Genomic DNA, 13,765 nt, shown 5'->3' with positions numbered 1-13,765 from the left:
AAATAATAGATATAATTTATAATTACGAATTACGAATTAAGAATTACGGCCTGCCAGGTAGATCTACCCGGCAGGCCGTAATTCTTAATTCGTAATTCGTAATTCTTATATCTTATGCTTTTTTCAGGCTGAAATACTTCATTGCTTCTACCATTACTTCTACGCTTTCATAAGGAAGCGCGTTGTACATGGATACGCGGAATCCGCCGGAGAGGCGATGGCCTTTGATGCCAACGATATCCTCTTTCTTGCAGAACTTCAGGAATTCTTCTTCCATTTCCGGTTTATCCATGATGAAGCAGGCGTTCATTTTGCTGCGGTCTTCTTTCACAACGGTGCCGCGGAACAGCGGGTTGTGGTCGATTTCGTCGTAGAGCAGCGCAGCTTTTTTGTCGTTGATCTTCTCGATAGCGCTAACGCCTCCCTGTTCTTTGAGCCAGCGAAGTGTGAGCATGGAGATATATACGGCAAATACCGGTGGTGTGTTGAGCATGGAGCCATTTTCTATATGGTTCTTATAGTCCAGTATAGACGGGATTTTGCGGCTTACTTTGCCCAGCATACTTTTGCGGATGGCCACCATGGTAGCGCCGGCGGCGCCCATGTTCTTCTGCACGCCTGCATAGATCAGCGAGAACTTGTTGAAGTCCATGCTGCGGCTCAGGATATCGCTGCTCATATCTGCTATCAATGGAACATCGGTAACAGGAGTCATGTGCCACTGTGTACCATAGATGGTATTGTTAGTAGTAATGTGCAGGTAGCTGGCCTGCGGCGGAATTGTAAATTGTTTGGGGATGTGATTATAATTGCTTTCTTTGGAGCTGGCCACTACATCTACGTAGCCGAACAATTTGGCTTCTTTGATAGCCTTGTTGGACCAAACGCCGGTATCTACATAGGCAGCAGTATCACCATTTTCCAGAAGGTTCATAGGTACCTGCATAAACTGGGTGGTAGCGCCACCATGTAAAAACAGCACTTCAAAATCATCATCAAGCTGCATCAGTTCCTTCACCAGCCTGCGGGCCTCGTCCATTACCGCTACAAACGGTTCTGTTCTATGGCCGATCTCCAGTATGGACATACCCGTCCCCTCAAAGTCGATTAGCGCTTTGCTGGCTTTGTACAATACCTCGTTAGGTAATACAGAAGGACCTGCGTTAAAATTGTGCACCTTCATGTTGCGATCTAGATTAAATTCATTTTTTGATCTTTCCACTTTGTTTTGGTTTTTCTAAGGAAACGGAAAAAAAACGGCACGGGCATTTTAAAACCTGTAAGGCGCGTGGTGTAGGATAGGCTAAAAGATAGTGATGGCAAAGATAAAATATCTTTTCTAAAATAGTAGTATTGCTGTAAATATTTTAAATACACTATTCTTCTCTGCCTTTGATCTGGCCGTGTATCCACTGTTCCTGCAAATGGCGATATTCCTGTAATGCTTCAGCAGTGGGCATTGTATCGTTTAGTACATGCAGGGGCGGCTGCCCTGCATTGACCCATGCGGTGTACCAGCAGGAGGCTACTGCTGCGATCGCACATTTCATTCGCCGGGCCACCATGTCGCCCAAGGACCGGTTATAGGCAGTGGCATAGGCCGCGGAATAATTCTTTATCAACACACCATTTTTTGTTTCATAGGCGAAACGCTGTGACAATGGAAATTGCAAACTGAGCATTTTTTCCTGTTTCAATACGGTGTCTGCCGCAAGACCGCTCTCCGTTACAATCCGCCAGTACCACGCGCGCAGCTTCGGCACATAGGAGGCCTTGCCCGCCCAGTAATCAAACTGCTCATCCGCCAGCAGCTCCGGTATGCGCGACTCCCACAGCCCGTGGATACCCTGCTGCCCCGTGAACTGCCCGTTGTGATTGGAGCAGGCATGCAAAGGCACATGCGCATCGGCCATGTAGTGGCCTATTTCAGCCGAGAACCGCAATATCTTCTGCTGGTCCTTTTCGCGGAAAGCCTTGGTGAGCATAGCCATCATCTTTTCCAGGTGCCAGGGCAGGATGCCATTGCGTTGCAACGAATCCATGGAATACAGCGCCACCGCGGAATCCCAGCTGCGCGGGATATGGGCGTAAGGCGGCCGGTCGTACAGGTCGATGTCAATAAAATGCCGCGCACCCTCTGCTGCTACCATATACCGGCGCTTGTCAGGGTCAGTAGCATGTACCGTCAGGTACTCCAGTTGCGGCTTGTACAGGATCATCATCTCCGGCGGCAAACAGAACACCGCCAGCCGGTTAATGCGCTGATGCGCGAAAAAGCCCCAGGAACGGGCTTCCGCAGGGATCAATAATAAAGTCACGAGAAAAATTCGTATATGGGTCCGGGTTAACATGTGAAAAATTTTTGGACCCGAATTTATGGCAATGTCAACACTGCTTTGCTTTAGCAGATGTTAACAACATCAGATATTGGTAACGCCGCCACTCACCGCAAATTTCATCGCATCTCCCGCAGAAATATTTTCCAGCGGTTTTACCTTCTCCTTCGGCACCATAAACACCTTGCCCGTGATGGCATAGGCATGCGGCACATATACCGCCATATAGCCTTCCAGCCCGAAATTGCTCACATCCGTCTGTGTAATAAATCCCATCTCCCAAACATCTACACCATAGATCTGCACCAATACCGGGTGATCAAATTTTTTCTTCTCGCCCACAAATGCATCAAACACATCTTTAATAGAAGTATAGATATATTTAATGAAAGGCGTACGCTCCAATAAATGATCAAACAAATCAAAGATGCGGCCGATGATAAACGAAGAACTGAGATAACCCACGATCACCACCAAAAGCAATACCAGCACAAATCCCACGCCTTTGTATCGCAGGAAATTAAAAGAGGTATCGCCTGGAAGCATCTCTTTGGGTATAATATTATCTATCGTTACAAATGCCCAATACAAGGTAAGTGCAGTGATACCAATCGGCGCCAGGATCAGCAATCCCTGAAAAAAATAACGCAACAGGCGCGACGCGAATACTTTGAATTTAAGCTTTGGCGACATGGTTCAGAATTGAGGAGGCAAATTACTCAATAATGCGCAAAGGCGCCAGCTTTTAACCCGATGATAATATATGTTGCTACATATAAAAAAATAATACTGGAAACTTTGGTGGTTTAAAAAGTTTCCATAGTTTTGTTCTGCATAGCAAAATCCGTTATTGAAGTTAACACTATGGAAGTACAGGAACGCATCATGGATACGGCTTTCAGCCTCTTTCGCCAGTTCGGCACAAGGTCTATCACCATGGATGATATTGCGGAAAGAATGGGCATTTCCAAAAAAACATTGTATGCTCACTTCACCGACAAAGACGATATGGTTACACAAACCATAGACGGATTTATTAAGGAGATTCATAAGGAAGGTGTAAGCAACCGCGATCAATCAAAAGATGCTATCGACGAAATGTTTCTTGTCATGGACATGATCGATCGCCGCCTGCGTAACATGAACCCGGTCATCATCCTCGACTTGCAGAAATTCCATGCAAAAGCCTACCAGGCCTTTCTGGATTATCAACACAAACAACTGGCGGCCATGATCCGTGAAAACCTGGAACGCGGCATCCAGGAAGGATTGTACCGGACGGACATCGAGATCCAGATACTTACGCAATACCGCATCCACGCCTGTATGCTCGCCTTCCAGCCCGATGTATTTCCAGGCGCCTTCGATATGAACAAAGTGACGAAAGTGTTGCTCGAAAATTTTTTATATGGAGTGGCTTCTTCAAAAGGATACAAACTCATTGAAAAATATAAACAACTATCGCAAAACAAATAAACTATGCTATTCATTCAAAGGCTCACCAGTATGGCATTAACGGTGTGGCTGCTGTCGCTGGCCACGCTCACCCGCGCCCAGCAGGCAGTATCCGCTGAGCCGGTACGGCTGTCGGCCAGGGAAGCGGTCGACTATGCACTGGCCAATCAGGCTACCGTGAGAACCGCCAAACTGGATGAACTGATCCAGCTGGCCAAAAACAAGGAAGTAAGCGGCATGGCCCTCCCTGCTGTAAACGGTACCGGCCAATACCAATACAATCCGATCATCCAGAAACAGATGTTCAACATGAGGAACTTCGGCCTCCCGAAAGATTCCTTTACGGTCGTGAGTTTCCAGCTGCCCCATAACCTCGTGGGCGAAGTAAGGCTCACACAAACCCTCTTCGATCCCAGCGTACTCGTGGCCCTGCAAGCCCGTAAAACACTGGAAGAACTGGTGAAACAAAATGTGAAAAAGTCTGAAATAGACGTGAAAACAGACGTCTATAAAGCCTATTATAATGTGCTGTCCGCCCGCAAGGCACTCAGTATTCTCAACGACAACCTCGCTACGCTTGGAAAACTATTGAGCGATACCAAAGAAACGTATAAGAACGGCCTCGTCGAAAAACTGGATGTAGACCGACTGGTAGTGCAATATACCAACCTGCAAACAGAACAAACAAAACTCAACAACCTGGTGGAATTAGGCCTCGCCGCCCTGAAATACCAGATGGGCATGCCTATTAAACAGCCTATAACGTTAACGGATACACTCTCTACGGCGCAAGTGGTAGCAGATGTGCTCGATACCGATAACTTCGACTATTCCCAGCGCATCGAATACAAGCTGTTGCAAACACAGAAGAAAGCCAATGAATACGATCTGAAAAGATACAAAATGAAAGGCCTTCCTTCCCTGCAACTCTTCGCCGCCACCGGCGCACTGCGAGGTTCCAGCCAGTTCGACTATTTCCAGAACCAGATGTGGTATGGTTATGTCAACACCGGCCTGAACCTGTCTGTGCCCATCTTTACCGGATTCCAGCGCCGTCGCCAGGTAGATCAGGCTTTCCTCGCCGTCAAGAAAAATGAAGTGGCCATCGAAACCCTGAAACTCGCCATCGACCTGGAACGCGAACAGTCATCATCCACCTTCCGCAACAACGTGCTCACCCTGCAATCACAGGAAAAAAATATGAACCTGGCACAAGACGTTTATAATACCACCAGGATCAAATACAGGGAGGGCGTGGGTTCCAGCCTGGAAATGACCACCGCTGAAAACGACCTGCTCACCGCGCAGAATAATTATTTCACCGCGCTCTTCAACGCGATCGTGGCGAAAATTGATCTGCTCAAAGCATACGGTAAATTGTAAACAGCCATTCTATCACCTTTTACTACTAACGATATGAATAAAAAATATTTTTTCCTGATACCGCTCACCACTGTTATCCTGGCGGCTTGCGGCGGAAAAGTAAACAAGGAACAGGAACTCGAAAAACTCAAACAGGAGAAAGCCAAATACAACGACGAAGTTGATAAGAAGATCGCTGCCCTCGAAAAATCGATCGGTAAGGTAGATACGATCGCGAAGATGAAAGACGTGGTGGTGGCCGATGTCAGAGACACCGTGTTTGAACACTACATCGACGTACAAGGCGACATCGACGCACGCGATAACGTGAACGCCACCAGTCGCGTACCAGGCGTGATCACCGCCATCTACGTGAAAGAAGGCCAGCACGTGAGCCAGGGACAAGCCCTCGCGCAGGTCGACGACCAGGTGCTGAAAGCCAATGTGGCCGAACTCCGCACCCAGATGGAACTCGCCAATGTCCTCTACGAAAAGCAAAAGAACCTCTGGTCACAACAGATCGGCTCTGAAGTACAATACCTCAACGCCAAAAACCAGAAAGAAGCCCTGGAGAAAAAGATGGCCACCTTGGAGGACCAGCTGTCGCAAACCCGCATCATCGCACCGATCAGCGGTGTAGTGGATGCCGTGATCGCAAAGATCGGCGACAATGCCATGCCCGGCGTACCCGCCTTCCGCGTGGTAAATACCAATAACCTGAAAGTAACCGCCAACGTAGCGGAAGCCTATGCCGGTCTGATCAAACCTAATAACCCGGTGATCATCACCTTCCCGGATGTGAACAGGGAACTGCGTACCAATATCGGTTTCTCTTCCCGCACCATCGATCCGCTCAGCCGCACCATCACCGTAGAAGTGCCGCTGAAACCCGATCCTGCACTGCGTCCTAACATGATCGCACGCATCCGTATCATCGATTACAGCGCCAACAATGCCATCGTGATACCGGTAGGCGTGATCCAATACGCATCCGGAAAACCTTACGTGATCGTTGCCGGCAGCAACAACGGCAAAATGGTAGCGCAACGCCGCAATATCGAAATCGGCCGCACCTATAACGATAAAGCAGAAATTACCAGCGGCCTCAAAGCAGGCGAAAAGATCGTCACCACCGGATTCCAGGGCCTGAATGATAATGACCTGATCAAATCATAAGTAAAAAACAGGTTTATGCAAGACAATCTCAATAAAGAATTTAAACCCACCAGTTGGGCCATCGATAATAAGGTGAGCATTTATGTGGCCACCATTATTATCGCGCTCGCCGGTGTGCTGTCGTATATCAGTCTGCCCAAGGAACAGTTCCCGGAAGTCGTATTCCCGCAGTTCTTCATCAATACCGTCAATGCCGGTACCTCACCGGAAGATATGGAAACACTGGTCACCAAGCCGATCGAAAAACAATTGAACGGTATCGCCGGTGTGAAGAAGATCAAGAGTACCTCCATGCAGGATTTCTCCATGATCACCATCGAATTTAATGCGAATGAAGATATTGAAGCAGCCCGCCAGCGCGTAAGGGAAAAAGTGGACGACGCGAAGAAAGACCTGCCCAACAACCTCACACAGGAGCCACAGATCGTGAAGATAGACGTATCACAGATCCCTATCATGAACGTCAACCTCTCCGGTGATTTCGACCTGCAAACATTAAAACGTTATGCAGATGATATGAAAGACCGCATCGAGGCGCTCAATGAAATCACCCGTGTAGATCTGGTAGGGGAGCTGGAACGAGAGATACAGATCAATGTAGATAAATACAAGATGGATGCCGCCAAGATCGCCTTCTCCGATATCATCCAGGCGATACAGGGCGAGAACATCACCATCTCCGGCGGTCTCGTATCCATGGACGGACAAAAACGCACGCTCAGTGTAAAGGGAGAATATAAAGATCCCAACAAGATCGCCAACATCATTGTGCGCGGCCAATCCGGCGCCACCGTGTACCTCCGCGATGTAGCCGAAGTGAAAGATGGTTTCCTCGAACAGGAAAGCTATGCACGCCTCGGCGGTAAAAATGTGATCACTCTCAACGTGATCAAACAAAGCGGTAAAAACCTCATTGACGCTTCCGACAAGATCCGCGAGATCAAGGAAGATATGGAGAAGAATTACTTCCCCAAGAACCTGAATGTGACCATCACTGCGGATCAGTCTAAATCTACCCGCGTTACCCTGCACGACCTGATCAACACGATCATCATCGGTTTCTTGCTGGTAACGGTGATCCTCATGTTCTTCATGGGCGCCGTAAATGCCATCTTCGTAGCGCTTTCCGTGCCCATCTCCATGTTCATTGCCTTCCTGCTGATGCCTGTCTATGGCTTCACGCTCAACATGATGGTGCTGTTTTCCTTCCTGCTGGCATTGGGCATCGTGGTGGATGATGCGATTGTGGTGATAGAAAACGTGCATCGTATCTTCCAGGAACGGCACGACCTCGGCATCGTGAAAGCCGCCAAAATAGCGGCCGGAGAGGTATTCCTGCCGGTATTGTCGGGAACCCTCACGGTGCTGGCGCCATTTGTGCCGCTGCTGTTCTGGCCCGGCGTAATTGGTAAATTCATGTTCTACCTGCCGGTAACGCTGATCACCACACTGGGTGCATCACTGGTAGTGGCTTATATCATCAACCCCGTGTTTGCCGTGGATTTCATGGAGAAGCACGAAGGCGAAGGCCATCCCAAACCGAAGTTCGACCGCAAGTTCAAGATACTCACCGCTGTATTTGCGCTCATCGCTATTATCGGATATGCGAACGGAAGTCCGGGCGTGGGCAACTTCACTATCTTCCTCTATCTGATGATCGTGCTGGAACGTTTCTGGCTGGGCGGTGTGGCGTACAATTTCCAGAACAAGTTCTGGCCCAAGGTGCAGGAGCGCTACAGGCGCGTTCTCAAATGGTGCCTCATTGGATGGCGCCCGGTGTGGATACTGGTAGGTACCTTCGGGTTGCTCATATTCAGCATCATGCTAACAGCTATACGCAGCCCGAAAGTAGTGTTCTTCCCACAGGCCGATCCTAACTTCATCTATACTTATATTGAGTTGCCTAACGGTACCGACCAGAAGTATACAGATTCTATCACGCATATCGTGGAAAACCGCATCACTAAAGTGGTAGGAGCTAATAACCCGATTGTGGAATCTATCATCTCTAACGTAGCCAAAGGCGCCGGCGATCCTTCACAGATGGATATGAGCACGCAGCCGCAGAAAGGTAAAGTAACCGTGGCCTTTGTGGAATTTGGTGCACGTAAAGGGCAATCTACTGTACAATACCTCGATAAAATACGCGAGGCAGTGAAAGGCATTCCCGGCACTAATATCACGGTAGAGCAGGAGCAGGGCGGTCCTCCTACCGGCAAACCCATCAATATCGAAATCACCGGTGATAATTTCGATGATCTCACCAGTTCTTCGTTTAGGCTTAAACGTTATCTCGACTCTTTGCAGATCGGCGGCGTGGAAGAGCTGAAGAGCGACTTTGAAGATAACAAACCGGAAGTAGTGGTGAATGTGGATCGTGAACGTGCTAACAAGGAAGGTATTTCCACCGGCATGATCGGTACTACCCTGCGTGCCGCGCTGTTTGGCGCAGAGGCGTCCAAGATCCGTGATGCAAAAGACGAATACAAGATCATGGTTCGTTTACAGGAAGATCAGCGTAACAACATCAACAACCTGATGAACCTCAACCTGGTGTACCGCGATATGAATATGGGCGGCGCTATCAGGCAAGTGCCTATGTCGGCCGTAGCGGATATCAAATACTCCAATACATACGCCGGTATCAAACGTATCGACCAGAAACGTGTGATCACGCTGTATTCCAACGTACTCACCGGCTTCAATGCCAATGAGGTGGTACAAAAGATCACCAATGCCATCAAGGATTTCAGTCATCCCAATACCGTTACCATCAGGATGACGGGCGAGCAGGAAGATCAGCAGGAAACGATGAACTTCCTGGGAATGGCCATGCTGGGCGCTTTCGGCCTGATCCTGATGATCATGGTAACGCAGTTTAATTCTATTGGCCGCCCGCTGATCATCTTCATGGAGATCCTGTTCAGTATCATCGGGGTATTCCTGGGCTTTGCCATCTTCAATATGAGTATCTCCATCGTAATGACCGGTGTGGGTATTATGGCGCTCGCGGGCATCGTGGTGCGTAATGGTATCGTGCTGGTAGAGTTCACAGACCTGCTGGTGAAACAAAATATGCCGGTATATGATGCAGTGGTAGAAGCCGGTAAAACCCGTATGACGCCGGTATTGCTCACGGCGATTGCGGCCATCCTGGGCCTGATCCCGCTGGCGATCGGGTTCAATATCGACTTCGAGAGCCTGTTCGCGCATTTCAAACCGAATATCTTTTTCGGTGGCGATAACGTAGCGTTCTGGGGCCCGCTGGCCTGGACCATGGTGTTCGGTCTGGTCTTTGCGACCTTCCTCACCCTGATCCTGGTACCTGTGATGTACGCCATGAACAAGCGTTCCATCGATGTGCTGGATAGATATAACCTGCCCCGCAGCCTGAAATATGTGCCTTTCCTCGTGCTGATCCTGAAGCTGTTTATGAAACGGAGCGAAGTGCACAAGCTGCATGCGGCGGATTATATATCTCCCAAGCCCTACCATTTCTTTAATGGAGAGGCCGATGCTGCGGAAAAGGAGCATGCCGGCAGGGCAAAGGGTATAGCCGTTAATTGATCTACTTTTTTATACAGTGTAACAGTTGTAGGTTAACAGTCACCGTTCCGATTCTTCGGAACGGTTTTTTTTATTAAATTGCGGTTAGAAAGCTGTAATTTTAATCTCATTAACAAATTTTAACATTTAGAAGTGTCGGCAATTCGACAGCCTTTTATTACTTTTGACCCATTCAGATAGTTTTTCACGTTACTAGCCATATACAGCCTTTAGCCATATATGCCATTATACAGGGAATAGATAAGATAAGAAAAAGAAAACAGTCTGATTAAACAGTTATGCATGTTTATCTGTTTATTTTATGAGAAATAGTTTAAGGCACAGCGCATTTAACGGAACAGGAGAGAGCCGCCATTAAAAGAAATCAGGGTAAAAAGATTGGAAGACCATGGAGTACGTAGCGTCGTTAGCGCATGCTAAAGAGCAGGACCAAAAGGATCCGTTAAACAAATTCAGGAGCCAGTTCTATTTTCCACAGCGTAAGGGGAAGGATGCAATTTATCTTTGCGGTAATTCGCTGGGGTTACAACCAAAGAACGTAAAAGCTGCTATAGAGCAGGAATTGAACGACTGGCAGCAGTGTGCCGTAGAAGGCTACTGGGCGGCAAAAAATCCCTGGTTGTATTATCAGCAATATTGCAGCAAACCCCTGACATCCGTTCTCGGGGCCAGTAAGGAAGAACTAACGGTGATGAATACACTGACCGTGAACCTTCATTTGATGATGCTGAGTTTTTACCGGCCTACTCAACAAAGGTTTAAGGTCTTGATGGAGGCAGGAGCCTTTCCCAGTGACCAATACGCAGTGGAGACCCAGGTGAAATTTCATGGTTTTGATCCCGAAAGCGCCATAATAGAGGTTTCTCCCCGACCCGGCGAACATTTGATAAGATTGGAAGATATTTTAGAGATAATTAATAAGGAAAGTGATAGTTTAGCATTAGTTTTATTCGGCGGAATCAATTATTACACCGGACAGTTTTTTGATATACCAGCTATAACAGCTGCTGCCCACGCAGCAGGCGCTTACGCCGGTTTCGATCTGGCACATGTAGCAGGAAATATTCCGGTGCAGTTGCACAATTGGGAAGTAGATTTTGCCGTTTGGTGCTCATATAAGTACCTGAATGGCGGTCCCGGCGCAGTAGGAGGCGCATTTGTGCATGAAAAATATTCCAGCAACCGCGGATTTCTCCGCCTGGGTGGCTGGTGGGGCAACGAAGAGAGTGCACGTTTTAAAATGGAAAAAGGTTTTGTGCCTAAGAAAGAAGCAGAGGGCTGGCAACAAAGCACCGCTCAGGTGTTTAACATGGTAAGCCTGAAAGCCTCCCTCGAATTATTTGAAGCGGCCGGTATCGGCGCTTTACGTAACAAAAGCATCGGAATGACGAACTACCTGGAGTTCCTCTTGCATCAGATCAAAGGCATAAATTTTGAAATTATTACACCTAAAAATTGTAATGAACGTGGCGCTCAACTATCTTTGTTGTTTCGGGACAAAGGTAAAGAGATACATCAGCGAATGACGGATGCCGGCATTATCGTTGACTGGAGAGAGCCCGGAGTTATCAGGGTTTCCCCGGCGCCCATGTATAACTCTTATCAGGACGTATTTCATTTTTATGAAATCATAGCAAATATTGCTTCAAACGCTTAATTAAGTACGATGAATTTTGAGAGAAACGAACGCCCCCGCAGGCCCTACTCTTCTGATACCAACAAAGAGAATGATCCCAATAAGGAGAGGGGCGACTTCAAACCCAACTTAAACAGTGAGCGGGAAGGTGGAAAACCCGACTACAACAGCGGAGACCGTGAAGGCGGCTATCGCCCGCGTGATTACAACCGTGACAACTACAACCGCGAAGGCGGTGGAGGCTACGAACGTGGCGGCGGTTACAACTCTAACAGCAACTATGACCGTGGCAATGGCGGCGGAGGCTACGACCGTGGCGGTGGTGGCTACAACCGCGGTGGCGGCGGTGGTTACGATCGCGGTGGTGGCGGAGGCTACGACCGTGGCGGCGGCTATAACCGTGAAGGCGGTGGCGGCTACGATCGTGGCGGTGGCGGCTATAACCGCGAAGGCGGCGGTGGCGGCTATGATCGCGGTGGTGGCTATAACCGCGAAGGCGGTGGCGGCGGCTACAATCGCGGCGGTGGTGGCGGTGGCTATGACCGTGGCGGTGGCGGCGGTGGCTACAATCGCGGTGGCGGTGGTGGTGGCTATGACCGCGGTGGCGGTGGTGGCGGCTACAATCGTGGCGGCGGCGGTGGTTACGACCGTGGCGGCGGCGGTGGAGGCTACAACCGCGGTGGCGGTGGTGGCGGCTACAATCGCGGTGGCGGCGGCGGCGGCTATAACCGTGGCGGCGGCCAAAGACGTCCTAACATGGGCGGCAAACGCTTCGAGCCAAAACCAGATAATAAAATCTACTTTATCGCACTGCTGCCTACAGCAGAAGTGGGTAAGGAGATCATTAAAATCAAACAGGAATTTGCAGAACAATATGGCCCTGTGTACGCACTGAAAGTACTGCCCCATATTACCCTGCAAGTGCCATTCACCGCTGATCCGGCGCTGGAAAAAGCCTTCTGCGACGAACTCACCGAATTCGCCAAAACACAGGCGCCTTTCGAAGTATCGCTCAACGGCTTTGGCACATTCCCGAATAAACAGAACCGCGTCCTCTTCATCAACGTGGAAAAAAGCGAAACCATGTCGGCTATGCACCGTCAGCTGATCAACTTCCTGCGCAAGGAATTTGGATTCAGCACCATGCTCGCCCGCACCGGATTCACTCCTCACGTTACCGTGGCCTTCAAAGACCTGGAAGACGAACAGTTCAACAAGGCATGGCCCGAATACGAAAACAAAGAGTACAAGGCTTCCTTCAAAGTGAATAACCTTTACTTCCTCCGCCACAACGGCAAATCATGGGAAGTACTGCAAAAATGCAAACTGGGCGGCGCTTGATAAAAAGCATCTCCTGAAAATAAAAAAGTAAAAGTCCCCCTGCATGTGCAGAGGGACTTTTTTATTGTTGACAAGTGCGCAGTATAACAATGTAGGCTATACGAAGTTTGGAGTGCTAACTATAGCTTAATGACTTTTCCTGAACCATAGATCTTCGCATGCACCGAAGGCGTGCCCAGGTAACTCACACTGCCGCTGCCGTAAATACTGGCCTCCAGCTCCCGTACCACCTGAATAGAATGATCTCCCGAACCCCGGATCGTAATACCCGCGTGCTGCACATTCAGGCCCAACCCACGGATGCTGCCACTCCCGTTAATATCACTCACCAGCGCTGTAGCCTTGCCTTTCAGCTGGATATTCCCTGAACCGTTTACAGTAGCTTTTATATCTGATACCGCCAGCAGCAGGTTGGCATCGCCATTGCCATTCACTTCATAATCAAATAGAGAGCTGCGTAGTGTATCGCTGTTCTGCACACTGCCCGAACCCGCAAGCGATACCCGCTGAAACAACGGGCTGTGCACAAAGAGCTGCATCGGTTTCGTGTTGTGCACGCGCGCATGGCTCTCCACCCGCACGTACAAGGTGTTCTGACGGATATAGGTTTCGATGGCAGGTATCACATTATCTTCCGCACGGATCTCTATCACGCTGCTGCTGTCCTGCAAAAGATGGATCTCAAATGAACCTCCTATCTCCACATCTGTGAAAGAAGAAGTACTGCGCTTTTCTGTGATTACGTTGCCGGAACCATTGATCTGTTCTTTGGTACATCCGGAAAGAATAAAGCTGAAGATGGCGATCATCAGCAACAACCAACCTACGCTCAGGCTGGTGTAGGTAACAATAACCTGTTTTCGCATAAGAAAAAGTTGAACGGTTATTCGCT

Annotated in this window: 10 protein-coding genes; 6 read left to right on the top strand and 4 right to left on the bottom strand. The window is 48.9% G+C overall.

Annotated features, from left to right (window positions below):
- Nucleotides 1–112: 112 nt before the first annotated feature.
- From serC to FPG75_RS25090, 3 genes are all read right to left on the bottom strand, one after another.
- The gene (gene serC, locus FPG75_RS25100; RefSeq protein ID WP_143310790.1) at nucleotides 113–1,183 is read right to left on the bottom strand and encodes a 3-phosphoserine/phosphohydroxythreonine transaminase; all 1,071 of its coding nucleotides are present in this window, start codon (nucleotides 1,181–1,183) and stop codon (nucleotides 113–115) included.
- Between the two features lie 193 nt (nucleotides 1,184–1,376).
- Entirely contained in the window at nucleotides 1,377–2,351 is a 975-nt protein-coding gene (locus tag FPG75_RS25095) for a zinc dependent phospholipase C family protein (protein ID WP_143310789.1), read from the bottom strand.
- Between the two features lie 69 nt (nucleotides 2,352–2,420).
- Nucleotides 2,421–3,029, bottom strand: a complete 609-nt coding sequence (locus FPG75_RS25090; RefSeq protein WP_143310788.1) for a DUF502 domain-containing protein — start codon at nucleotides 3,027–3,029, stop codon at nucleotides 2,421–2,423.
- Nucleotides 3,030–3,200: 171 nt separating this feature from the next.
- Here FPG75_RS25090 and FPG75_RS25085 point away from each other — a divergent pair, with 171 nt between their 5' ends.
- From FPG75_RS25085 to FPG75_RS26275, 6 genes are all read left to right on the top strand, one after another.
- The gene (locus FPG75_RS25085) at nucleotides 3,201–3,812 is read left to right on the top strand and encodes a TetR/AcrR family transcriptional regulator (RefSeq protein WP_143310787.1); all 612 of its coding nucleotides are present in this window, start codon (nucleotides 3,201–3,203) and stop codon (nucleotides 3,810–3,812) included.
- A 3-nt stretch (nucleotides 3,813–3,815) separates the two neighbouring features.
- Nucleotides 3,816–5,174 (top strand): TolC family protein, encoded by a 1,359-nt coding sequence (locus tag FPG75_RS25080; RefSeq protein ID WP_143310786.1) that lies wholly within the window; start codon nucleotides 3,816–3,818, stop codon nucleotides 5,172–5,174.
- A gap of 33 nt (nucleotides 5,175–5,207) precedes the next feature.
- A complete protein-coding gene (locus FPG75_RS25075; RefSeq protein ID WP_143310785.1) occupies nucleotides 5,208–6,329 on the top strand; it encodes an efflux RND transporter periplasmic adaptor subunit in 1,122 nt (373 codons plus the stop codon).
- A 15-nt stretch (nucleotides 6,330–6,344) separates the two neighbouring features.
- The gene (locus FPG75_RS25070; protein WP_143310784.1) at nucleotides 6,345–9,896 is read left to right on the top strand and encodes an efflux RND transporter permease subunit; all 3,552 of its coding nucleotides are present in this window, start codon (nucleotides 6,345–6,347) and stop codon (nucleotides 9,894–9,896) included.
- 388 nt (nucleotides 9,897–10,284) lie between these two features.
- Nucleotides 10,285–11,553, top strand: a complete 1,269-nt coding sequence (gene kynU, locus FPG75_RS25065; protein WP_143310783.1) for a kynureninase — start codon at nucleotides 10,285–10,287, stop codon at nucleotides 11,551–11,553.
- Between the two features lie 9 nt (nucleotides 11,554–11,562).
- Complete coding sequence (locus FPG75_RS26275; protein ID WP_236652896.1) at nucleotides 11,563–12,873, top strand: 2'-5' RNA ligase family protein; 1,311 nt, start codon at nucleotides 11,563–11,565, stop codon at nucleotides 12,871–12,873.
- A 119-nt stretch (nucleotides 12,874–12,992) separates the two neighbouring features.
- On the opposite strand, the gene FPG75_RS25050 is transcribed toward FPG75_RS26275, so the two are convergent.
- Nucleotides 12,993–13,739 carry a head GIN domain-containing protein gene (locus tag FPG75_RS25050; protein WP_143310782.1) on the bottom strand — a complete coding sequence of 249 codons (747 nt, stop codon included), beginning with the start codon at nucleotides 13,737–13,739 and terminating at the stop codon, nucleotides 12,993–12,995.
- Between the last annotated feature and the right edge of the window lie 26 nt (nucleotides 13,740–13,765).

Origin of the sequence: Chitinophaga vietnamensis (assembly GCF_902167635.1) — a bacterium.
GTDB classification, from domain to species: Bacteria; Bacteroidota; Bacteroidia; order Chitinophagales; family Chitinophagaceae; genus Chitinophaga; species Chitinophaga vietnamensis.
The sequence above is the reverse complement of the archived record's forward strand: the minus strand, read 5'-3'. Positions and strand labels throughout refer to the sequence as shown.